23 protein-coding genes, 1 pseudogene and 2 other annotated features are annotated in these 23302 nt (G+C 36.7%); of the genes and pseudogenes, 19 read left to right on the top strand and 5 right to left on the bottom strand.

The window, feature by feature from the left end:
- The first annotated feature begins 145 nt into the window (after positions 1-145).
- Positions 146-898 carry a nicotinamide riboside transporter PnuC gene (pnuC, locus tag RZ79_RS06215; protein WP_181401440.1) on the top strand — a complete coding sequence of 251 codons (753 nt, stop codon included), beginning with the start codon at positions 146-148 and terminating at the stop codon, positions 896-898.
- Between the two features lie 41 nt (positions 899-939).
- On the opposite strand, the gene RZ79_RS06210 is transcribed toward pnuC, so the two are convergent.
- Complete coding sequence (locus RZ79_RS06210; RefSeq protein ID WP_054450692.1) at positions 940-2112, bottom strand: tetratricopeptide repeat protein; 1173 nt, start codon at positions 2110-2112, stop codon at positions 940-942.
- A gap of 125 nt (positions 2113-2237) precedes the next feature.
- Between RZ79_RS06210 and RZ79_RS06205 the strand changes: the two genes are divergently transcribed.
- Both RZ79_RS06205 and RZ79_RS06200 read left to right on the top strand, forming a co-directional pair.
- Complete coding sequence (locus RZ79_RS06205; protein ID WP_054450690.1) at positions 2238-3089, top strand: TPM domain-containing protein; 852 nt, start codon at positions 2238-2240, stop codon at positions 3087-3089.
- A 16-nt stretch (positions 3090-3105) separates the two neighbouring features.
- Positions 3106-3717: a LemA family protein gene (locus RZ79_RS06200; protein ID WP_051592219.1), complete on the top strand. Its 612-nt coding sequence runs from the start codon at positions 3106-3108 to the stop codon at positions 3715-3717.
- 54 nt (positions 3718-3771) lie between these two features.
- On the opposite strand, the gene RZ79_RS06195 is transcribed toward RZ79_RS06200, so the two are convergent.
- The 4 genes from RZ79_RS06195 to brnQ (RZ79_RS06180) all read right to left on the bottom strand — a co-directional run bounded on the left by RZ79_RS06195 (position 3772) and on the right by brnQ (RZ79_RS06180) (position 8430).
- A complete protein-coding gene (locus tag RZ79_RS06195; RefSeq protein ID WP_053795863.1) occupies positions 3772-4416 on the bottom strand; it encodes a hypothetical protein in 645 nt (214 codons plus the stop codon).
- Positions 4417-4507: 91 nt separating this feature from the next.
- Positions 4508-5890: a branched-chain amino acid transport system II carrier protein gene (brnQ, locus tag RZ79_RS06190; protein ID WP_155457576.1), complete on the bottom strand. Its 1383-nt coding sequence runs from the start codon at positions 5888-5890 to the stop codon at positions 4508-4510.
- A 123-nt stretch (positions 5891-6013) separates the two neighbouring features.
- Positions 6014-6249: a binding site (T-box leader), on the bottom strand.
- A 55-nt stretch (positions 6250-6304) separates the two neighbouring features.
- Positions 6305-6958, bottom strand: coding sequence for a hypothetical protein (locus RZ79_RS06185; RefSeq protein WP_054450688.1), 654 nt, complete (start codon positions 6956-6958; stop codon positions 6305-6307).
- A 95-nt stretch (positions 6959-7053) separates the two neighbouring features.
- Positions 7054-8430 (bottom strand): branched-chain amino acid transport system II carrier protein, encoded by a 1377-nt coding sequence (gene brnQ / locus RZ79_RS06180; RefSeq protein WP_054450686.1) that lies wholly within the window; start codon positions 8428-8430, stop codon positions 7054-7056.
- Positions 8431-8580: 150 nt separating this feature from the next.
- Positions 8581-8808, bottom strand: a binding site (T-box leader).
- 255 nt (positions 8809-9063) lie between these two features.
- Between brnQ (RZ79_RS06180) and RZ79_RS06175 the strand changes: the two genes are divergently transcribed.
- The 16 genes and pseudogenes from RZ79_RS06175 to RZ79_RS06100 all read left to right on the top strand — a co-directional run bounded on the left by RZ79_RS06175 (position 9064) and on the right by RZ79_RS06100 (position 23246).
- Entirely contained in the window at positions 9064-9303 is a 240-nt protein-coding gene (locus RZ79_RS06175) for a SemiSWEET family transporter (RefSeq protein ID WP_396020632.1), read from the top strand.
- A 103-nt stretch (positions 9304-9406) separates the two neighbouring features.
- Positions 9407-10705: a Y-family DNA polymerase gene (locus tag RZ79_RS06170; RefSeq protein WP_054450681.1), complete on the top strand. Its 1299-nt coding sequence runs from the start codon at positions 9407-9409 to the stop codon at positions 10703-10705.
- Positions 10698-11024, top strand: a complete 327-nt coding sequence (locus RZ79_RS06165) for a hypothetical protein (RefSeq protein WP_053792095.1) — start codon at positions 10698-10700, stop codon at positions 11022-11024. The genes RZ79_RS06170 and RZ79_RS06165 overlap by 8 nt, the downstream gene beginning before the upstream one ends.
- A gap of 2 nt (positions 11025-11026) precedes the next feature.
- Positions 11027-11386 carry a hypothetical protein gene (locus tag RZ79_RS06160; RefSeq protein WP_054450678.1) on the top strand — a complete coding sequence of 120 codons (360 nt, stop codon included), beginning with the start codon at positions 11027-11029 and terminating at the stop codon, positions 11384-11386.
- A gap of 76 nt (positions 11387-11462) precedes the next feature.
- Positions 11463-12830 (top strand): hypothetical protein, encoded by a 1368-nt coding sequence (locus tag RZ79_RS06155; RefSeq protein WP_054450675.1) that lies wholly within the window; start codon positions 11463-11465, stop codon positions 12828-12830.
- 111 nt (positions 12831-12941) lie between these two features.
- Positions 12942-14222, top strand: a pseudogene (locus RZ79_RS06150) (NRAMP family divalent metal transporter).
- 125 nt (positions 14223-14347) lie between these two features.
- On the top strand, positions 14348-15298 hold the full coding sequence (locus RZ79_RS06145; RefSeq protein WP_054450733.1) for an LCP family glycopolymer transferase: 951 nt from the start codon (positions 14348-14350) through the stop codon (positions 15296-15298).
- A 223-nt stretch (positions 15299-15521) separates the two neighbouring features.
- On the top strand, positions 15522-16232 hold the full coding sequence (locus RZ79_RS06140) for a YveK family protein (RefSeq protein WP_054450672.1): 711 nt from the start codon (positions 15522-15524) through the stop codon (positions 16230-16232).
- Between the two features lie 12 nt (positions 16233-16244).
- Positions 16245-16964, top strand: coding sequence for a CpsD/CapB family tyrosine-protein kinase (locus RZ79_RS06135; RefSeq protein ID WP_054450670.1), 720 nt, complete (start codon positions 16245-16247; stop codon positions 16962-16964).
- Positions 16965-16974: 10 nt separating this feature from the next.
- Positions 16975-17766 (top strand): tyrosine-protein phosphatase, encoded by a 792-nt coding sequence (locus RZ79_RS06130; protein WP_054450668.1) that lies wholly within the window; start codon positions 16975-16977, stop codon positions 17764-17766.
- 20 nt (positions 17767-17786) lie between these two features.
- Positions 17787-18416 (top strand): sugar transferase, encoded by a 630-nt coding sequence (locus RZ79_RS06125; RefSeq protein WP_053795853.1) that lies wholly within the window; start codon positions 17787-17789, stop codon positions 18414-18416.
- 15 nt (positions 18417-18431) lie between these two features.
- The gene (locus tag RZ79_RS06120) at positions 18432-19514 is read left to right on the top strand and encodes a glycosyltransferase (RefSeq protein ID WP_054450666.1); all 1083 of its coding nucleotides are present in this window, start codon (positions 18432-18434) and stop codon (positions 19512-19514) included.
- Between the two features lie 16 nt (positions 19515-19530).
- On the top strand, positions 19531-20298 hold the full coding sequence (locus tag RZ79_RS06115) for a glycosyltransferase (protein WP_054450665.1): 768 nt from the start codon (positions 19531-19533) through the stop codon (positions 20296-20298).
- A gap of 21 nt (positions 20299-20319) precedes the next feature.
- Positions 20320-21180: a hypothetical protein gene (locus RZ79_RS06110; protein ID WP_054450663.1), complete on the top strand. Its 861-nt coding sequence runs from the start codon at positions 20320-20322 to the stop codon at positions 21178-21180.
- A gap of 15 nt (positions 21181-21195) precedes the next feature.
- A complete protein-coding gene (locus RZ79_RS06105) occupies positions 21196-22080 on the top strand; it encodes a beta-1,6-N-acetylglucosaminyltransferase (protein WP_054450661.1) in 885 nt (294 codons plus the stop codon).
- Between the two features lie 59 nt (positions 22081-22139).
- Positions 22140-23246, top strand: coding sequence for an O-antigen ligase family protein (locus tag RZ79_RS06100; RefSeq protein WP_054450659.1), 1107 nt, complete (start codon positions 22140-22142; stop codon positions 23244-23246).
- The last annotated feature ends 56 nt before the right edge of the window (positions 23247-23302 follow it).

Below are 23302 nucleotides of genomic sequence, written 5' to 3'. Positions count from 1 at the left end.
TAATTTGACCCTTATCTCGCTTTTGGGACCCTTGAAAAAAATATTGAGCATGGTAGTATATATAGTGTTGTTTTTAACATAGGACACTATATATTGTATGCATACATATTTTAGGTTCCAAATATAGAGATAGGGGTTTTTCATTGTGTCAGCTTATTTTAAATTTTTGGCCCACCAACTAAAGGGTTGGCCACAACAAAATTACTACTTATTCTTCTTTAGTTTAGGTGCTCAAGTTATGACATTGGTAAATGCACCAATTACATGGCTTTCAATTTTAACTTTCATCGGTACTACTTTAGGGGTACTATGTGTTCTTGCAATTAACGCTGCTAAGTCAGTTAACGGGGTGTTGGGAATTCTATCAGCAATTTGTTTCATCATTGTTGGTTTCTCAGCAAAGAACTATTTAAGTATCGGTGAACAATTAGCATACGTTATTACACTAGATATTCCTGTGCTATTGAGTACTGATTGGAACGTTAACATGGTTTCAAAAATCAGAAAGTTCACTGCAAAGAGTTGGGCAATTTCAATTATCTTCACTCTAGCCGTTTACCTAATTTCTGGTTTCGCAATCAAAGCACTTACTAACGAACCACGTCCATTCTACGATGCCTTTAGTTTTGCAGTTTGTTTAACTGCCGGAATCATCTGTTTCTTACGTTACAACAACCAATACTTCTGGTGGTTAGCTTCAGGTCTGGCCCAAGTCGTTCTATGGTTCATCACTTTCAGAGAAGGATCAGCAACTCTTGCTATGTTTGTTAACTCAGCAATTTACGTTGCCAACGATATCTTAGCCTTCACTGTTTCACCATGGTTCAACGAACGCGAAAAGAAACGTTTAATGAAGGAAGAACAAGCTTACGCTGAAAAAGTGGAATCTGAGGCTTAATAATCACATAAAAAAGCTACCAATTATTGGTAGCTTTTTTATTATGCCTTGATATCTGTATCGATGATGATTCGAACACGTGAATCGTTAATGTTGAAGTCATCGTGGATTTCTAGTAATTGGTTAAATGTTTCGTCCTTAACACCGCTAATGGACTTATCTGAGATGTTATCCAAAGTAATGTCATCGTTGAAGTAGTCCTTGGCTAATGCAAGGGAGAACTTAATCATATTGTCTGAGTCAAAGAAAATCTTGTTCTTGTAGACGTCAAAAATACGGGTGTCGTATTCAAAATTGTCGTTTTTACTTAGTTGTCTGTCCTTTAATTCCAATGGACTCTTCCCGGCTAATAATAGGTATGAGTAACAGTTTGTTTCATTATTAATCAGTTTGTAGAAAGTAAACGTCAATTGAGGTTCGATGTTTAGACCGCAAACGTCATAGATTTCTGCCCCCATATCGATTAGGGTGTAGCCTTCACCTAGCATCAATGAAAGTTGGTTATGTTCTTCAAATAATGGTAGGTGAGCTGGTAGGAATTCTTCGAAACTGGTTTGTTCAAAACCATGGTTAGAATTGAATTCACGAATGTTGTTTAACTTTTCGGTAGTGGCATCAGTTGGAAACATTTGTACATTGGCATCGTATTTATTTTCAATCTTATCGAAGCTCATCTTCTTAAATGTTCCGATGGGACTATCGATTAGCGCGTGAGACATTGATTGTCCAATCAAGTAGTCGATGGCAAAGATTGGATCATTGCTGTCGGTCATATCGGTCATTTCTTCGATTGATTTTTGAGCGGGACCATAGAAACGGTCGCCTTCGACACTATTGTGCAAAGCGCGTTCCATTAGTTCGTTAGCTTCGGCAATGTTGCCGTTATTCATTAGGATTTTACCTAGATAGTAATTGGCAGCAACATATTTACGATCGTATAAGATTGCTTGTTGAAATAGATGTACTCCGGTAGGGTCTAATGATGATCCAGATTCTGTAAAAATAATTCCTAGTTTAGTTAAAATTTCAGAACGACTTGGAATTTTTCCTTCGATTTCTTCAGTAGTCATAATACCTGCTGGGTATTGTGAAATAGCAGAGCTTAGTAAAGAAATGGCGTCGTCTCTTTTATTGTCATCGATACATTGAGTAGCTAATTCGATGAATTTATTTAATTGTTGGGCTTTATCTTTTCCCAATTCAATAGCGTCCATTTGAAAACTCCTGACTTGAATTTATATATCTATTATAATCATTTTTGCGAAAATAAAAAACTTTACTATTAATATGGATTTATGTAATATTGAAGCTAATCAAAAGGGGGAAGCGAGGAGATAGATTGAAAAGACTGAAATGGCTGGCTTCGATTGTCTTGCCATTGGTTGCTTTAATGTGGTTTGTGCCAATTACAACCCACGCGGAAAGCACTAATCCAACACCTACCAAAGAGTATGTTGTTGATGATTATGCCAATATATTGACAGATAAGACAAAACAATTGGTAATTAATAAAGAAAAAGAATATCAAAAAACTAAAACACAGCCTCAAATTGTCATGATGACCGTGAAAAGTACCGGGAATCAAGATATCGACGGCTATTCAGATAGCTTGCTAGATAATGCTAGATGGAAGTTTGGTAAGAAAGGCTTGGATAATGGGGTATTAATCCTATTTGCCCAAAACGGTGGTAAGAACAATGTCCGTATCTCCACCGGATACGGGGTAGAAGACATCCTACCAGATGCTACCACCAATCAGATTTTACAGGCCAATAAATCATTATTAAAATCCAATAATAATGATGAGATTAATCAAGGTCTACAAAATACTTTTAACCAAGTTGCATTAATTTTGGATAAACGTTATGCTAATAAGTCTTTAAATGAAGCCAAAGCAGAAGTATCACAAAACCATAATAATAATTTGGCTGGAATATTATTGGTGATAGTTATTTTAGTTATTATTGGAACTGCCATCTGGGTGATAAAAAGTAATGACGATGATGACGATAACCACCGCAATGGTGGAGGATCCGGAGGTCGACATGATGCCGGAGATGCATTCTTGTTAGGAGCATTGCTCGGTGGATTAGGTAACTCTAGAGGCGATTCATTTGGTGGCGGATCATCAGGTGGATTTAGCTCGTCTGGAGGCGGCGGAAACTTTGGGGGCGGAGGTTCCTCAATTTAAATTAAGGAGAAAAATTATGATTGAAAATAAACCATTTTATAAAAAAGGCTGGTTCATATCACTAGCAGTTGTTGTTGTTTTACTATTCGCTTTAATTGGTGGCTTCATCAAGTCTGCTAATAGCATGGCTACCAGTGAACAAGGCGTTGAAGAACAATTAGGGCAAGTTCAAACTGTACTACAACGTCGTGCTGATTTAATCCCTAACTTGGTGAATGCCGTTAAGGGTCAACAAAAACAAGAAAAATCAGTGTACAGTGACATCACTAAGGCACGTACTCAATATTACAATGCAAAGAACCAATACAATAATGCTAGTTCAACTTCCGATAAGGTGAACGCCTTAAACACTCAAGAACGTTCATTGAACATCTTGGTTGGATCAATTAAGGAGGCATATCCCAACCTTGCATCTAACTCAAACATGCAAACATTGATGGTTCAACTAGAAGGTAGTGAAAACCGTATCAGTGTTGAAAGAAACAGATACAACCAAGCAGCTAGAGCTTACAACGATAAGATTGTTAAGTTCCCAGGTTCAATCGTTGCTGGTATGACTGGTCACAAGAAGGTTAACTACTTCACAGCTGATTCAAACGCTCAAAACGCACCATCAGTGAACTTCTAATAATATATACGCAAAAATAAAAAACGTTGAGATTAATTTCTCAACGTTTTTTTATTACTTCACGATGTCGATAGCTTTATTCACTTTTTTAGCATGAATTTGTGATAGTGATAGTTTATTGTGTTTTTGACTGATAACTGATTTTTTAGTGTCATTGCCTTGGGTAACTACATGAATATATTCATTATTACCGTTATCGACTAATCTAAAGGCATCTGGACTTGTTATGATAATAGTTTGATGAGGACGAATTGGTTCGTTTTCCCAACTTTGTTCATAGTGATTCAATTTAGCTTGTTCTTTTGCGTTCTTGTTAGTGTAAGCAGAAGAGTAGGCAAGAGGTTGATCTAGTTTCTTGTCCTTACCATCGATTTTAGCCGAAGCAAGTAGTTTTGTGTTGTTTACGATTTGACCAGCGGTTAGCATCTTATCTGAATTGTTAGTGGCTTTGAAACTGTATAGAGCCATGTCGAAACGTTTCTTACCATTGTTATCATAGCTAGTACCGCGGTAGGTCTTGTAGAAAGTAATGCTACCTTTTTTAGTGACCAATTTGGTTTGGTTGTTTTCGTTTACTAGTTTGACGTACTTAGTGGGTTTAGTTGATTGATCCGCTTTTTGCTTAGTCTTGGAATTTGAACATGCGCTAAGTGTTACAACTGCTAATAAAGCAAATCCAATAATTGATAATTTTTTCATATTGCGCCTCCACGTAATTTATACAACTTTATTTTAGCACTTTTTACCACAAATAAAACGGCTACCCCAGTGGATAGCCGTTAAGTTTTTATTAAATTTTAGACTTCTTATGACCGGAAGTCTTGTAAATAATTAATCCGATGATGGCACCTATGATAGCTGGAATTACCCAGTCCATACCAATTGAGGCAAACGGTAAAATCTTTTGTTCCGCATTGATTAAGGCGCGGATGAAAGAGATGTTTGAAATGACTGGTGGTAAGGCTGCCAACATATCGAAGAATGCTGGGATTAGAGTAAAGATAATGGTGAATAGATAAACGTTTCTATCCTTCTTAAAAAGTGGTGAGCATAGTGCTAGGATGATCAATACAATCGCAAATGGGTATAGGAACATCAGTACTGGAGTTGACCAAGTAATGATAAGTGATAATCCTTCGTTTGCTATGATAAATGATACGAAACAGTTAAATGCTAACCATTGATGGTATGAGAAACGAGGGAAGTGTTCATGGAAGTCTTGAGCAAATGCAGCAACTAAACCTACGGCTGTGGTAACACAGGTTAGAGTCATTAGTGTTGCTAATAAAGCGTGGCCAGTGATTCCCAAGTAGTGCCCCATGAATTGGTTAAAAGTAGTTCCACCATCATCGGTACTAATCTTAAATAGGTTCAATGAAGTAGCACCAATCCAGATTAGGATGATGTAGATGATTCCAACTAATGCTTCTGAGATTAGTCCAGCTCTGGCGGTTACCTTGGCGTTTGACTTAGGGGATGTTTTTCCTAGTTGGTTAACAGCGGAAACAACGGTAACTCCAAATGCTAATCCGGCCAATGCATCCATGGTGTTGTAACCTTGTAAGAAACCATTGAAGAATGATTGGTGTTGGTAAGCTTGAGTCACGGGTTGTGCTGAAGCAGCGCCCATTGGATGTAAGAATGCCAATAGGAATGCTAGGAATAATAGTGCCAAGAATAATGGATTTAAAATTTTACCTAGGCTATCGATGATACTGGAAGTTCGATACGATAGGTAGAATGTAGCAATGAAGAATAGTGCGGTGAAGATAAACATTGCTAGTTTGATGTAGTGATTAGGGATGAATGGTTGAATCCCAACGGTAAAGTTAACACTGGCAGTTCTGGGTGTGGCAAATAATGGTCCCAATGTTGAATGAACTAATACCAAGAAAATAATTGCAAATGCTGGGCCCAATGGTTTGGCGATGTCATATACTCCTTTGGCACGAGAGATACTGATTGATAGAACTGAAAGTAGTGGTAATAATACCCCAGAGGCTAGAAAACCTAGCATGGCAGGTACCCAGTTGGCACCTGATAGTTGTCCCAAGTGAATTGGGAAGATTAGGTTACCCGCACCAAAGAATAGTGCGAATAACATTGAACCGATGATTAGATATTGTTTGATCGACAATGGTTGTGTATTAATGTCTTTGATTTCGTCTTGCATAATAAGCGCTCCTTTAATAATTGTGTTCTTGAATTGTTATATGTGTTAACTACTCACAACGTTTTTCATAACCATCATCTCCTTTTTTTAAAGCAATAAAAAAGCACCCTTAGTTCGTATTGAACCAAGGGTGCTTTGTGCACGGTACCACCTTTAATTGCTAGACAAATAGTCTAGCCACTTCACGTACTAACATACGCTAACACTGTAATGGGTGTACCCAATATACGTTACTCTCCAATGAATTTCGGTATATAGCTCCAAAGATACTTTCGCAATTTAGTAGTTATCCCGTTTCCAGAAAGTAGGGAATCTCTTGAACTAGCCGAATTGTTACTCTGCTTTTTCATCGCTTTTTTAAACTGATTTATTGAATATAAAAAATATATCAGTAAAATTTATGAAAGTCAAATTTTATTTTAGAGAATCTAATTCATCGGTAGAAATGAATTTTTTGTCTACTAATTCAGGATGACTTTGCTTAAAGACATATTCCTTAATTGGTTGCTTAGTAGGAACTGATGTGTAAATCTTGAAATCAGTGAACTTATCGGCGTTACTTGTGACCATCACATTGTAACTTTCGTCGCCGTTGACCTTAAGTGTTGCAGGCCAGTATGTGTTAATTTCATATAATGATCTGATGTACACGGCGTTAGTTGTGCGATATCTTTCCATTACCAATGGACCGGGACCAGATACTGGGTCGGTTGGGTGATCACCTCTAAAGATGTAGTCACCAACTTGAATCTTGGCTTGATTACCATAGTACCAATTACCGTAGAAATCATGGGTGATAGGTTTGTAAATTGGACTAGCGGGAATTGGAATAGTGTATTGCTTTAGTTGTTCTTTTGGCTTAGCAGTTTCTTTTTTGCTACTTGAACTAGATGACATAGAAGACGAACTACTGCTAGTTGTTACAGTAGAACTTGTTGCCTTTGAGCTGCTTGATTCAGCAGTTTTATGGGTTTGGTCGGTATGTTTAACTGATGCAAACGCCACTGTTCCAAGGATTATTACAGCAACAATTGATATAACAGAAATGATTACTTTTTTACTTTTCAAAATAGCACTTCCTCTCTTATTTAAGTATGTTATCACTCTTGAACAATAAAAAAAGAGTTGAACATTTTGCTCAACTCTGATTGTTTGTATAAACGTTATTCTGTAACGGTTTGTAAATATTTTTTATTTTTGTACCAGTGACACATTAGGCCAAATAGTAAACCAACGATTGCAAATGGCACCCAATCCATTCCGATTGATGCCAATGGTAGATAACTTTGTTGGAAGTTTCCAACCATCTTGGCGAACGCACTTTGTGATACGACAGGTGGGAATGAAGCTAACATGTCCATTAATGCAGGTACAGTGGTTAATAATACCACCCAGAAGTAGACGGCTGAATCACGTTTGAATAGTGGTGAAAATACTGATAGTAGGATCAATACCATTGCGAATGGGTATAAAAACATTAACATTGGAGTTGACCATTGGATGATGGTATCTAGTCCGAAGTTAGCAGTTAGAAATGATGATACACACATTAGTCCTAACCATTGAACGTAGCTTAATTTTGGGAAATGTTTGTGGAAATCTTGAGCGAATGCGGCAACTAACCCCATTGCAGTAGTTAGACATGTAAGAGTTAATAATGTCGCTAATAGTGCGTGTCCGGTCGCACCTAGGTAGTAAGTCATTAGTTGGTTAAAGGCGACGCCACCATCTGCTGATGCCTTGAATTGACCTAGGGTAGTGGCACCCAACCAGATTAGGACAACGTAGATTAATCCAACTAGTGACTCAGCTAGGAACCCGGCTTTTGCAGTTACCTTGGCGTTGCTAAGAGGATTAGTCTTACCTAGTTGATTAACGGCAGTTACGACAGTAACGCCAAAGGCAAGTCCAGCTAGGGCATCCATAGTGTTATAACCTTCTAAGAAACCATTGAAGAATGATCCGTTTTGGTATGCTGAGGTGACTGGTTGGATACCTGCTGAACTCATTGGATGTAAGAATGCTAAGAAGAATACAACGAATAGTAACACTAAAAATATTGGGTTCAATAGTTTACCAACGCTGGCCATGATTGATGATTCCTTATATGAAAGAAGGAATGCAGCTAGGAAGAATAGAAATGAGAATACGAGCAAACCATAGTGGACAAAGTTACTTGGTAGTAATGGTTGCACACCGACTGCAAATGGAACGGTAGCGGTACGAGGGGTACCAAATAAAGGTCCGATGGTGGCGTGGATTAATACCATGAATACCAATGCAAAAGTCGATCCCAGTGGCGTTCCAATGTCATATACACCCTTTGAACGAGTCACACTGATGGCTAGAACTGATAGTAAAGGTAATACCACTCCTGTACATAAGAAACCAAGCATTGCTGTGAACCAATGAGCCCCTGCTAGTTGTCCTAAATGAAGTGGGAAAATTAAGTTACCAGCACCAAAGAACAGTGCGAATAAAAGTGAACTAACGACTAGATATTGTTTGAATGATAATGGCTTTTTGTTTAAGTCTTCCATAATAAATCTCCTTTAAAAATTGTATGTGTTTGAATTGAATCACTATGTGTAAAATATCAATCGGACTATCCATGCCATCATCTCCTTTTTATGTATTAATGAACAAATTGTAGTGTACAAAAAAACGCCCTTAATCTAATTTACAATTAGACTAAGGGCGTCATTCGACACGGTACCACCTTACATTCATAGCTTAAAAAAGCTACCTTGACGTACTAACATACGCTGACGCTGTAAGGGGCGCTCCCCATGCACTTTACTTTTTGTTCAGTACATCGCTCGAAAGGGATTTTCATAACCTAACCAGCACTTCCTTTCACCAGACGAAGCTCGCTTTGTTTGATATCAGTTATTACTCAACTTTCTCATTGCAATCGCTTATTTTTCATTATATTAAAACTGGATTAGAAAAAAGTCAAATTAAATTTGGTAAAGAAGTTTAACCAATTTTATACTTTTCTTAATAAACCTCTTGAAACGACAGTGATATAATATTAATATACTATAAACCCAAAAATAGCTGTCAATTTTTCAGTATGCATAGAGGAGATATATACAATGAAGATTGATAATTATGTTCCAAAGAATCAACGAAGAGAAGTGTCTGATAACCGCATTCGTAATCTAAAGATTATGAGTAAAGTTGCTATCTTTACTTCATCATTAATGTACATCGCTTACATTCCAGAGATTATACAAAACTTTTCTGGTAACCCAGTTAGCCCAATCCAACCTTTTGTTGCCACTATTAATGCTACCTTGTGGACACTATACGGTTGGTTTAAGACCTATAAAGATTGGCCTTTAATTATTTCAAATGTTCCGGGAGTTATTTTTGGTTTAATAACACTTGTTACAGTGTTTATTCATTAAAAAAGGCTTATGATGACAGATCGAAAAAAACGGTCTGTTTTTTTTGTTTGCAAAAAAGAACGTTTGTTCGTATAATATATTTTACTGAAAGGAGGAACTCCAAATGGATTATTCAAATGAACCCAAAGGGGTTTTTATGGTCATTGATAATAAGTCGTTTTATGCCAGTGTTGAGTGTGTTCAATTAGGCTTGAATCCGCTCACTGCCAGCCTAGTGGTGATGTCTGATCAAGACAATACGAACGGCGGATTAATCTTAGCATCGTCACCAACTGCAAAGAAGCGATTCCACATTACGAACGTAACTAGAAAACGTGATTTGCCCTGGGATGATTCATTAATTGTGGTTCCTCCAAGAATGAATTTGTACATTCAAAAGAATTTGGCAATCAATAAAATTTTTCACGAGTTCGCCGATGAAGAGCATTGCTTTCCATACTCGATTGACGAGACCATCTTGGATTTGACCCACACATGGCACTTGTTTGGGGATAGTCCCGCACAGGTAGCCAGAAAAATCCAAAAGACAGTTAGACAACGTCTTGGTCTATATACGACAGTAGGAATTGGTGATAATCCAGTGCAGGCCAAGCTAGCGTTGGACTTGTTTGCTAAACACAATAAGGATTTAGTTGGCCAACTAAGTTATGACACTTTTGCCAAGAATGTTTGGCCAATTGAACCCATCGATAAGATTTGGAGTATCGGTAAGCATACCGCTGAAAATCTAGCTAAACTGGGTATTCACAACTTAGGTGAATTAGCGAGAACCGACCCATACCAATTAAAGGCACACCTCGGAGTCATGGGATATCAACTTTTTGCGATTGCATGGGGAATTGACCGTGCTCAATTAGATCAAAAGGTACCAATCAAGGATAAGGGATTATCTAATTCGCAGGTCCTACCAAGGGACTACAAGGATAAACATGAACTAGAAGTGGTTATTACGGAAATTGCCGAACAGGTGGCATCTCGTTTGCGTCACAGAAATAAACAAACCAGCTGTGTTCATCTTTATCTTGGCTTTTCGTACGTGGAAAGTGAAGGAAGCAATCGGACCAGTATTTCACACGAGCAAAAAATTACCACGACTTCTGACAACCGTGAATTGGTTGGAACAGTCATGGATTTATTTCATAAGTATTGGCACGGCGAACGGGTCAGAAATGTCGGTGTCTCATATACCAGACTAAGCAGCAGTAATGCACAACAATTAGATATTTTCGATGACCCAGAAGTGCAAATTAAAAAATCAAAAGTCGATAAAGTAGCGGATGAAATCAGGGATAAGTTTGGCGCCACTGCTATTTTTAAAGGCCACAGTCTCGAAAAGGGTGGGACAATGTTAAAACGTTCCGGATTAGTAGGTGGTCACAATGGAGGAAATGCATATGACTAATCAACAAACAGCAAAGTTAATATTAGATAGAGCAAAACCATTATTTAAGCGCGAATATAACGTTCAATACAGAATTAAGGTCGTTTTTGATCACTACGATCATCAATTTAATTTTTACATGATTAGATATAAACCAGGTCACATCACTCGAGTAACACCACTTCATCACGTGGAAAGCACCTGGATTGCTGACTTGGAAGAAATCCTAAACCTAATCGAAAAGGACCTAAAGTTAACCATAGTTTTCGCTGGATTTGAAGGGATTAAATGGGACAGTCGTAATTCCTACATTCAACGTCCCAAAAGAAAGGTTGGATAAAGTTGTTAAATCACTACATTGACGACAAGACGGTTCAAAACTTCTTTGACTATTACTATCACGACAGGGGAATGCTAAAGTGGCAAGGATTCATGCTTTCTGATCACGTTAGTGCACTTAGAAAAGAGCACAAAGAATCGTTCGACGATAGCTTTATGTATATGGATTTTCAAAGTGTTCACGAGGAACTAGAACACAAGGGTGAAAACCACGCAAAGACGGAGGTTACCTATGTTAATGATGATGGAAATAAGAGCGTAATAAACGGAATTGTAATAAATTTGCAGCCCAACCAGGTCACAATCATGACCGAAGACGACGAAATGGTATTATCCATTCAACAGATTTTGATTGTGCAATAATTCAGTAGCAAAAAAAGACACACCTTCTCAGCTCTGATATAATTAGTAGTAATAAATAAAGAGGTGTGATCGTCTGATGAACAAGAAGGCCAAACTTACATTGGGTCTATTTTTAATATCAATTGCATATATGCTATTTTTCATGCACCCAACAATTTGGCGTGACGAAAGTTTCACGATGGCATTGGTAGGACATAACTACGGGGATATAATCAGACTGGATTCGATGGATGTGCATCCACCGTTTTACTATATAGCATTAAGATTCTTCTTGAGTATCACTGCTTTTTGGACAAATTCGTTATTCACTAAGGTCATTATTGCGCGATTATTTTCATACATATTAGCTATCTTAACGTTTTTAACACTGTCAAAGACGGTAAAAAACTTGGGTGTACCAGGGGCTAACGCTATCCAATGGGCGGGATTTTTCTTAGCACCAAGTATTATGAGATACTCTACGCAGATTAGAATGTACGCTCTAGCTGCACTGTTTCTAGCGTTGGTATTGAATCAATTGCAGCACTACGATAATTCGCAGAAGATTGGTCACATTTTCTTAGCGGTCATCTTTGCGTCGTTTGCATCATATACCCATTACTTTGCGGCCGTTGCAGCGGGATGGATGCTGTTCTTATACTTCGTTAAATTCCAATTTAATAGATACGATGGAAACGCCATTCTACGTGGGATTGTCGTATTTTTAGTAATGTTTGTTCCATGGGGAGTTGTCGCATTTGCACAAGCCCAACAGGTGTCATCTTCTTATTGGATTCCACCGGTCAACGTCGATAACATCATCAATAATTTTGTAAACTTATTTGCGGATGTCTTTACCGACAACGGTGGTCAATACTATGCGATTGCCTTTATGGTATTACTAATCTATCCAACGATTTGGGCATATCTAAACATGTCCAAGAAGTTCAAATCAACACTTACAATTGTACTGTTGGTCTTCGTATTAACCACTTTGACTGGGATTGCAATTTCTGTAGCGGTAAGACCAATTTACATTGCAAGATACGCTTATCCAGCATATGCAGTGGTCATCTTCTTCATGATGACGATTGTGTCTCAAATGATGAAGAAGCCACTGAGTCGTTTGTCTAATTACTTTATGACATCGATATTGGCGGTGGGACTAACCATCATTATTGGAATGAACGTTGGCTTCCTAGGCAGTAATCAATTCAATAATTACATCATGCCAAGTTACAATTTAGCGGATTCAGTTGAGCAATATAAGGAAAATCCAAATAATGTGATTCACCTAAATCCAAACCAAAGTCCGAATTCAATTGTTGAAAAAACGGTTTATATTAAATCAATTAATAAACGTGTTTATATTAAAAATTTCAACGTTGCTAGAATCCTAGGAAAAGATAATCAAAAGCTATTCTACGGGTTGTTTGATAACGTTGATCAAAGTTCAAGTAAATAGATAAAGGGGTTGTTATGAAAAATAACAACCCTTTTTTATTGGAAATTTTTTTTGTACAATTGAATACCCTGACTGTTGAGAGTGATAAATAAATTGAAAGGATACTCATTGATGAAAGAAAGAATAGATTCAGAAATTAACGACACTTTGAGCGATCGTTTGAAACGGTTTTGGTTGGAGTTAAAAAAGTGGTTAATTGTGATTGGCCCGGGGTTGATTGTTATGCTTGCCGATACCGATGCAGGGTGCTTAATTACGGCGGCACAGTCCGGAGCTAGTTATGGTTATTCCATGATTTTACCTCAGTTGTTGTTAATTCCAATTCTATTTATGGTACAAGAAATGACGGTTCGATTAGGAATCGTCACAAAGAAGGGTCACGGTGAATTAATCCGCGAATACTTTGGCAAATTTTGGGCATATGTCTCAGCAATTACCTTAATGATTTCAACGATTGGAGCACTTTTGACCGAGTTTATCGGAATTGCCGGAGTCGGTGAATTGTTTGGAATTTCCAAATGGATTACAGTCCCTCTAAGTGCTTTTGGCCTAATCCTAATTGCCTTCTTAGGTAGTTACCGTCGAGTTGAAAAGATTGGGATTATCTTTGGTTTGTTTGAATTAGCATTTGTCATCGGGATTTTCATGGTGCATCCAAACATGGATTCAATCATGAACGGAATTCAATCGATTCCAATCCACGACGATGGCTATGTATATCTGGTAGCCGCAAACGTTGGTGCAGTAATTATGCCATGGATGATTTTTTACCAACAAAGTGCAGTAGTTGATAAGGGGCTAAAGCGTCACATGATTAAAAAGGAACAGACAGATACAATGGTGGGAACCTTTATTACTCAAGGAATTATGATTGGTTTCATCGTATTATTTGCTGCGACCGTGTTTCATAGTCAACTTCATGCCACCGAAGAAACCGTTGGTGACTTGGTAACCTCAATCGGTAGATATATCGGGATGGCACCCGCTAAAGCAATTATGGGATCAAGTATCCTAGGTGGGGCATTGGTTGCTGCCATTGTGGTTGTTCTAGCCGGAACATGGGGCATGACTGAAGTATTGGATTGGAAACACAGTTTAAACGAACGCATTAATCGTTCCAATCTGGGATTTTATTCAATGTATTCATTGGTATTAATTGTCAGCGCCTTGTTGGTATTGTTCAATGAGGACTTAGTTTCAATCGCAATTACCGTCGAAGTAATTAACGCCTTAATGGTACCAATTGTACTAGGATTTCTATTAATGCTTGAGACCAAGGCGTTGCCAGATTGATACAAAATGAAGGGAATTTACAAAAAAATCGTAATTATTCTTTCATTAATTGTCATGGCTTTTGGTATCTACATGATTTTTCCAGTCTTGAATTTGTAATTATAGGCATATAGAATTAGGAGTTAAGTGGATTATGCAAAAATTATTGATGTATAATTGTTCACGGAAATTATGAATATTAATTATGAAAGAAAAGAGTGAGTGTTTTGAATAACGACGAAAACATGAGTCGAAGAAACAACAAAAGTACATCCAAGAAACACATGAAGACTTGGAAAAAAGTTGTTTTATGGATTATTGCGTTATTGATTGTGTTATTGGGAGTAGGTGCATTTGCTGCTTACCATAACGTGAAAAAGACCGCTGATGCAGTATATCAACCCTCTGGAGCGAAAACGGTTAGGGATGCCGATTCACTTTTGAAGTCTGAAAAACCAGTATCATTACTATTTATGGGTACCGATACCGATTTCGATGGTAGAAGTGACAAGGGTCGTACAGATAGTATGATGATTGTGACCTTAAATCCAAAGACCAATACAACTACAATGGTAAGTATCCCACGTGATATGAAGGTTAATTTACCTGATTTCCCACAATACTCACCATCAAAGATCAATGCTGCATACACTTACGGTGGTTCCAAAGAAGCAATTAATGCCATCGAAAGTCACTTCAGTATTCCAGTCGACTACTACGTTACTTTGAGTCTAGGTGGACTTAAGAAGGCTATCGATCAAGTGGGCGGAGTCGATGTTGTTTCTCCATTAACATTTAGTTATGAAGGCCAACACTATACTAAGGGTAAGCTAGAACACATGGATGGAAACAAAGCAATGTGGTTCTCCAACATGAGATACCAAGATCCACAAGGTGATTACGGTCGTCAATACAGACAAAGATTAGTATTAGAAGCCTTAATGAAGAAGGCCATCTCATACAAAACTGTGATTAATTCCGACTTTTTAAACTCAATTTCTCATAACTTGAAAACTAATTTGACCATGAGCGACATGCTTCAATTAGCATTGCATTACAGGGGCACTAATAAAAACATTAAGAGTGATTACGCACATGGAACCGGTGAAATGCTGGACGGTGTATCATTCCAAGATGTTTCCGGTACCGAACAAAACCGAATTTCTAGCCTAATCAACGAAAGCTTGAAAGATTAAATAAAAAATAAAAAAGATACGACATTTTTGTCGTATCTTTTTTTATACATCTGTTCAAAAAAGGAAAATTTAAATTGAGTTATAAAACGTTTAAATCTTAATTAGACTACAGTTATATTTGTCTAGTTCCCTTTTTTAGCGTTTTTAAGATGATATAATGAACAATTGTTTATAGTTTAATTAATGCAGCTATTTAAAATAACTAATAGAAGGGTGCTTTACAGTGGAGAAACAAGAAACTAATTCTTTAGAAGAATTAAACAAAATCTTTCGTATTTTGTCTAAACATATCAAATTGATAATTTCTACGGTTGTAGTTACAGTATTGGTTTTTGCAATCGGAGTATTCTTTGTCGTAAAACCAAAATACCAAGCGACATCAGAAATTATCGTTAGTCAAAGATTGGATCGTGATACTCAAGCAGCAGAACAACAACAAATTCAATCTACCGACTTGCAACTAGTTAATACATATAAAAGTATTTTAAGCAGTCAAACAGTTGGTAATTCAGTGAAGCATAAGGTTGGTAACAAGATTTATAAGGACAGTGAATTAAATGTTTCAACTGACACAAATTCACAAGTTATTAACATCAATGTTACTTCTCACGATGCAAATCAAGCGGCTAGAATCGCTAACATTACTGCTTCTACCTTTAAATCCAAAATCAAGAACATTATGAACGTAAATAACGTTTCAATTATTTCAAAGGCTAGAGAAATCAAGAAGCCAATCTTCCCTAAGAAGGGGATTAGCCTACTAGCTGGTGCACTGGTTGGTATTATCTTAGGAATGTTCTTAGCACTACTAGGTGAATTCAACGATAAGACAATATCTACTACTGACTTTATTGAAAAGGACTTAGGCCTAATTAACCTAGGAACAATCAGTGACATTGATATGCAAACTATCAGTAAACAAATTAAGAAATAAAGGAAGAGTGTAATGGGATTATTTAATAAGAGTCCAAAGAAAAAATTAAATGATGACAGTTCCAAATTTGGGGTTAATTTGGTAGCTGAATTGTACCCAACATCATCAGTATCTGAACAATTCAGAACCGTAATGACTAATATTTCATTCGCCAACATCAATGGTGATTTAAAGAGCATTATGGTGACGTCAAGTGATCCTTCAGAAGGTAAGTCAACATTCAGTGCCAATTTAGCTGTTACTTATGCTAAGCAAGGTAGAAACGTTGTTTTAGTTGATGCTGATATGAGAAGGCCTACCGTTCACAAGAGCTTTAACATCAGCAATCAAAAGGGGTTATCAACCATCTTATCTGGTAACTCAACAATTGAAGACACTATCAAATACACTTCAATCGATAACCTAAACGTAATTACCAGTGGTCCAATTCCACCAAATGCATCCGCATTACTAGGAAACCGCAAGATTGTTGATATTATCAATAAGTTCAACAAGCCAAACGACTTGGTAATTGTTGATGTCCCACCAGTTAACACAATGACTGATGCATCAATCGTATCTACAACAGTTGACGGTACCATTTTCGTATTGCCACAAGGCGTGACAGAAAAGAAGCGTGCCAAGATGGCCGTAGAACAATTAAAGAAGGTTAACGCCAACATCCTAGGTGCTGTGATGAACATGTCTAAGGACAACATGACCAACGATTACTATTACTATTATTCAAAGTAGGAGTTATTAAATGATTGATTTACATTGTCACATGTTGCCATCTGTAGATGATGGGGCAAAGACTATTAGTATGGCTCTGGATATGGCACGAGAAGCCGAGGCGGAGGGGATCAATAAAATTCTACTAACTCCCCATCACATGGATGGCGAATATATAAATCACAGAAAAGACATTGAAATAGCGGTTGAAAACTTACAAAAGACCTTTAACGATAATAATATCGGTATTGAGTTACGCCCGGGACAAGAAGTTCACATCAACGGGGATCTTTTAAAAGATATTGATGAAGATGATGTGTTGTACGCTGACGGCGCTAACAAGAAGTATATGATGCTTGAATTCCCACACAGTGGGGTGCCCGAATATGCAGAAAACATGATTTTTGAATTGAAGGTAAAGGGAATTGTACCAATCATCGTTCATCCAGAACGTAATCACGGCATTCAACAAGATCCAGACATCCTATTTGATTTAGTCAGTCAGGGATGTTTAACCCAAATCACCGCTACCAGTTATGTCGGTGGTTTTGGTTCAACCATTCAACGTTTTACAGACAAAATTGTTGATGCAGGTCTTGGTTTCATGTTTTCATCCGATGCCCATAACATGGAGGGTCGTCGCTTTAGAATGAAGGAAGCATTTGACCGCTTGGCAGAAAAGAAGGGCAAAGACGTTGCCTTGAAATATGAACAAAACGCTGAAAAGGTATGGAACGGCGAAATAATGGAAATTGGAAATATAGATAGAGTTAAGAAAGAAAGCGCAGCTTCTATATTCTTTAAGAAGCTTTTGGGGAAATAGAGAAGGTAGGTTAAATAGAAATGGAAAAGCATTCAAATATTTATAGTAATTTTTACCTTACTGTTAAAAGATTATTTGATATTGCTGCTAGTTTATTTGCGTTACTAATTACGTTGCCACTGACTTTGGTGGTATCACTTTGTATTTATTTAGATGATAGAGGTCCCATTTTTTATACCCAAGAAAGAATTGGTAAGGATGGCAAACCTTTTAGAATCTACAAATTCAGATCAATGTGTCAGAATGCTGACGCTAAGAAAAAAGAATTAACCGAACAAAATGAAGTTAATGGAGCGATGTTCAAGATGAGCAATGACCCTCGAGTAACTAGGGTAGGGTGCTTTATTAGACGACATAGTATCGATGAGTTACCACAATTAATCAATGTATTATTGGGTAACATGACAGTCGTTGGTCCCAGACCACCTTTGCCAGAAGAAGTCAATCAATACAGTAAACACGATAAGGAACGCCTAAAGGTTAAACCGGGATGTACCGGTCTATGGCAAGTCAGCGGAAGAAATTCCTTAGACTTCGATGAAATGGTAGAACTAGATATTAATTATATTGAACATGCGAGTCTTTTGTTAGACATGAAGATTTGTTTTAAGACGATTTGGATTATGATTTATCCAAATGAAGCGTATTAGTAACAGGGAGATTTTATGCCAAGAGAGAAAGAAAAACTGAAAATTATGTATGTTGTAGAGTCGCTCGGAGGAGGAGTGCTCTCATACCTACTACTTTTATGCAATGAACTAGCTAAAAAGAATGATATTACCTTGCTTTACGGGGTTAGAAAACAAACTCCTAATAACTTGAGAGAGCTATTTGATAACAGAGTTAACTTAATCGAAGTAAATAATTTCCAACGTACTGTTAGTCCAAGTGACGATTACAGAGCGTATTGTGAAGTTAAACAACAGATAATGGACGTCAAGCCTGATATCGTGCACTTGAATTCATCAAAAGCAGGGGCCATTGGTAGAATAATCAAACTATTTAATTCCCGTAGTTTGAAGAACACCCAATTCTTCTATACACCACATGGTTACTCATTTTTGATGGGAAACGAATCGCCTGTAAAAAGAAATATATACTTTGCTATTGAAGCAATACTAAGCAAACTTAATACTACAACAATTGCTTGCGGTATTGGAGAATACAAGTATGCCAAAAAGATTGATAAGGATTCTAAATATGTAAATAATTGTGTTGATTTGGATTACATTGATTCATTTGTAAATAGCGATTCCAACACATTGACAAATGTTTTCTACACTGTCGGTAGAATTAATGAACAAAAGAATCCAAAATTGTTTAATCAAATTGCTTTAAGACACCCCGAATGGCAGTTTATTTGGATTGGTGATGGACCAATGAGAGATGAACTATCAGCATCCAACATCAAGGTGACGGGATGGCTTTCCAATCAAGAAGTGATGCGAAACATTCAAGAATATGCCAACTTTATTTTGACATCTAAGTGGGAAGGTCTTCCAATCGTGTTATTGGAAGCGATGGCCTTACGAAAGAAATGTTTCGTCACCGATGTTAGCGGTAATTCAGAAGTGATTAATGACACTAATGGATTTAAATTTAAAACCGTTGATGAGTTTGATAAACAATACGCAAGCATCAAAAAGGATGAAAACTTGTGTAAGGGTGTAATGGCACGTAAAGACGTTGAATGTCTATATTCGAAGGATTCATTTGTGCAAGAATACAGCAGAATTTATGAGGGATAGTTTTAAGGAGAGCGAAATGATTTCAGTAATTATGTCCACCTATAATCGTGGTAAGAAGATTAGTCGATCAGTTGAATCAATCTTGCAACAAACAGTCAGAGATATCGAATTTATCATTTGTGATGATTGTTCAACCGATGACACTTACACCACATTACAAAAGATTGCCAAGTCTGATAACCGTGTGAAGTTAATTAAAAACGAACACAACATGGGACTACAAAAGTCTCTAAACAGATGTCTTAGCCAATGTAATGGTGATTATATCGCTAGAATGGACGATGATGATTTTTCATTGCCAGATCGATTTGAAACTCAATTGAAGTTTTTACAAGACAATCCGGAATATAGTTTTGTTGGTTCAAATGCCGATGAAGTATTTGATGACCACAGCCTAGTCACTGATTTACCAAGTTATCCAGACAAATTCGACTTGATTAAGAGAAATCCCTACGTACACCCATCCATTATGATGCGAGCATCAGTAATCAAAGCTATTGGTGGTTATTCTGAAGCTATCAATCACCTAAGAGTGGAAGATTACGAACTATGGATGCGTCTATACAAGAATGGTTATAAGGGTGCCAACATTAAGAGACCGTTAGTGGAATATAGTAAGTCATTTACTAACACTAAATTTTTAGATCGCAAGAATACCATTAGATTAGTACATCAATATATTTTTGCTTTTAACCTACCAGTTTTCTACGAATACATTAATGTACTAACAGCCGCCAAGTTATTGGTACCAGCTAAATTGAAGAGATTAATAAGACTTATATAGTAAGAGGGATTTGATTAAGAAATGAGACAAGCAATTCTCGTTATGAACAATGGTGGATTTGATACTTTACAACAAACAATCAATCTACTGGATGATAAAGATATCGATTTTTATATTCACGCTAAAAACGACGGTAGTTTAACCGCCAAGAACTCAAAGTTAAACTTTGTAGGATGCAATAAGAATGTACATGCCCAAACTTTTGCTGAACTAGTAGAAGAAAAACTTCTAATTAATCAAGCGTTGAAGGGTGATTATGAATACTTCCATTTGATTTCATCCAATGATTTTCCATTGATGACCAAACAATACTTCAAGGATTACTTCGCAAGTAAACCGGTTAAATTAGGATTTGTAGAATTCTCCGATTCTCAAGATCAACATTCATTGGCTTTCTACTACCCATTTAACAACTTTAACTACCAAAGAGTATGGACTGCTTTTCCATTCGTTAAAGTATGCATGTTATTAAACCACTTGTTAGGCGTTGAAAGAATTGCTAGTGATGATGTCGTAAAGGGATGTCCTTACTTCTCACTACCAAGAGGATATGTAACCGAACTAGACGAACAAAAGGTTGATAACTATCGTCATACCATTAATCCAAAGAATTTCTTTGCGCAAACCGCATTGAAGAACTTAAAGACTAACAATCCTGAATACACAATTAACTCAAATCGTTTTAACTTGATGAAGGCTTATTCAGATTCAGCTAGATACGCTAACTATGTAAAGACTAAAAAGATTAATTGGTTTGATGAAAAGGCATATCAATTCTCGGATTCAAATAAAGATGAATTGGGTAAAGTCGTTAATGCAGACTATGCCTTTGCACACAATGTAACCGACGCCGACGATTTATCGTCATTATTGAAAGATTAAGATTGGGAGGAAACTATGAAACACGCAGTTATGATTATGGGATACGGAGATGGAAAGATTGTTCAAAATACCATCGATGTATTAGATGATCCAGAAATTGATTTTTTTATCCATTGGGATAAGAAATTTGATATTCCAGAATTTAAGAGTGTTCACTCTCAAATCTACTTCACTAAAAATCGCCGCAAGGTTTATTGGGGTACTGATACCCAAACCATGGTTGAACGCATGATGTTAGAAGAAGTCTACAATAATCATCGTTATGATTATGTCCACTTAATTTCATCAAATGACATGCCATTAATGACACCTGATTACTTCAAGTCATACTTTGAAAAGAAACCTTATGCAATTGGCTTTCTAGATTACATTGATAGACAAATTTATAACCGTGCCAAGTACTATTACCCAATTAGATACATGAAACTAAAGACCGGTGTTAGATTCTACATGATTATTAAGAACTTGGAGTATCTAAACACAATCCTGGGTGTTGATAGATTGAAGCACAAAACATTGGAAAAGGGATGTAACTGGTTCTCAATGGACATTAAATACGTCAAAAGAGTGCTTGATTTCAAGGATTTCAAGATGTTTAAGAACACATTTACCGGTGATGAATTCTTTATTCAAACCATCTTGCGCGATTTGAAACCAAAAGGTCTTACTGAAAAGTATGATTACTATTCAGATGATTACAGAATGACCAGATCAAGTGCGATGGCAAGTCGTTATATCGATTGGCTTAATGGTCATGGTAAACCATATGTCTTCACTACCGCTGACGTTGATCGTCTAAAGACAGTTGTTAATACAGATTATGCGTTTGGTAGAAAGATTGATGATGAAGCGGTCATTACAGATACCTTTAAGGATTACTTAGCTAATAAAGGAGAATAAACGTGGATAGGATAGACATAATAAAACAACGATTATATCTTTTTTCGTATATAGTTTTAATGGCTGCATCAATGCTATATATGTATAGTGAATTTAATAGTGTTGATCAACTTCCAGAACCTGGATATGTAAAAATGATTTGGTGGGCTGGAATTTCCGTCTTTCTTGTTCTTCAAGCCACCCTTTTATTGTTAAACATAAATGATCGAGTCAAAATGAGTTGCTTAATCACATTAGTTGGCTTGTTTGCTTTAGATGTTATTGGTTTTAAATCAATTAATCTTCAGATTATTTGCTTGTCATTTTTAATCATGAATAGCGAATCGGTTAGCTTTAATAAATTTATTAAGGTCGATTTTGTCACCAGACTTGTTTGTATTGCTTTGGTTTTAATGATGTTTTTCTGTGGTATTTTTCCCAGTCAATACGATGTATATGTTCCAAGAGGGGACACCATCAGAAGTTCATTAGGATTTAACCATCCTAATTCATTTGGTGGGTACTGCTTATACATTCTGATTTCATTTTTACTTTTCTTCTATAGTACGGGACGTCTACAAAACTTAAAGAAAATCAGCAATTTTTTCTGGTTCTTACTTATGTTTGTCACAGGATTCTTTATTGAATTCGTATATGCAGATTCAAGAAGTTCACAAGTGACATTCATATTAATGGTGCTACTAATTATTCCGCTCGTATTCAACAAGAATATCAAATCATTTAAGCCATTATTAGGAATTTTCATCTTATTGATTATGACTTTAACCTCGGTCATGGTTGTGTTTTACTATAATCAATTCAGTACATTTTTCGTGAAGTTAAATGATTTAACCTCCAACCGTTTATTTTTACAAAATGAGGCTTTTAAGTTATTTGGTTTTAATCTATTCAACGTTAGTGATTTCGCACAGGGTAATCCAATTTGGATAGACAACCAATACGTTTACAACTTGATCTCGACTGGTGTTATCGGTTCTTTAATTTATACATATATATACGCAAAATCATTTGTTAACGCACATAAGGCTGATTGCTATATTTTGTATATTGTTTTAATTGCGCTAATCTTCAAGGGTAGCTTTGAATCAACATTAATTGACTACTATGCACTGCTACCAATTATCTGTTCATTCTTCATGGTAAATAAAATTAGCACGAAACAATAATCGGGTATTATTTTTTCTCTGGGTATATGTTATTATAGACAATTGCTTTAAACAGA

The organism is Apilactobacillus kunkeei DSM 12361 = ATCC 700308, assembly GCF_001281265.1.
Lineage (GTDB): Bacteria > Bacillota > Bacilli > Lactobacillales > Lactobacillaceae > Apilactobacillus > Apilactobacillus kunkeei.
The sequence above is the reverse complement of the archived record's forward strand: the minus strand, read 5'-3'. Positions and strand labels throughout refer to the sequence as shown.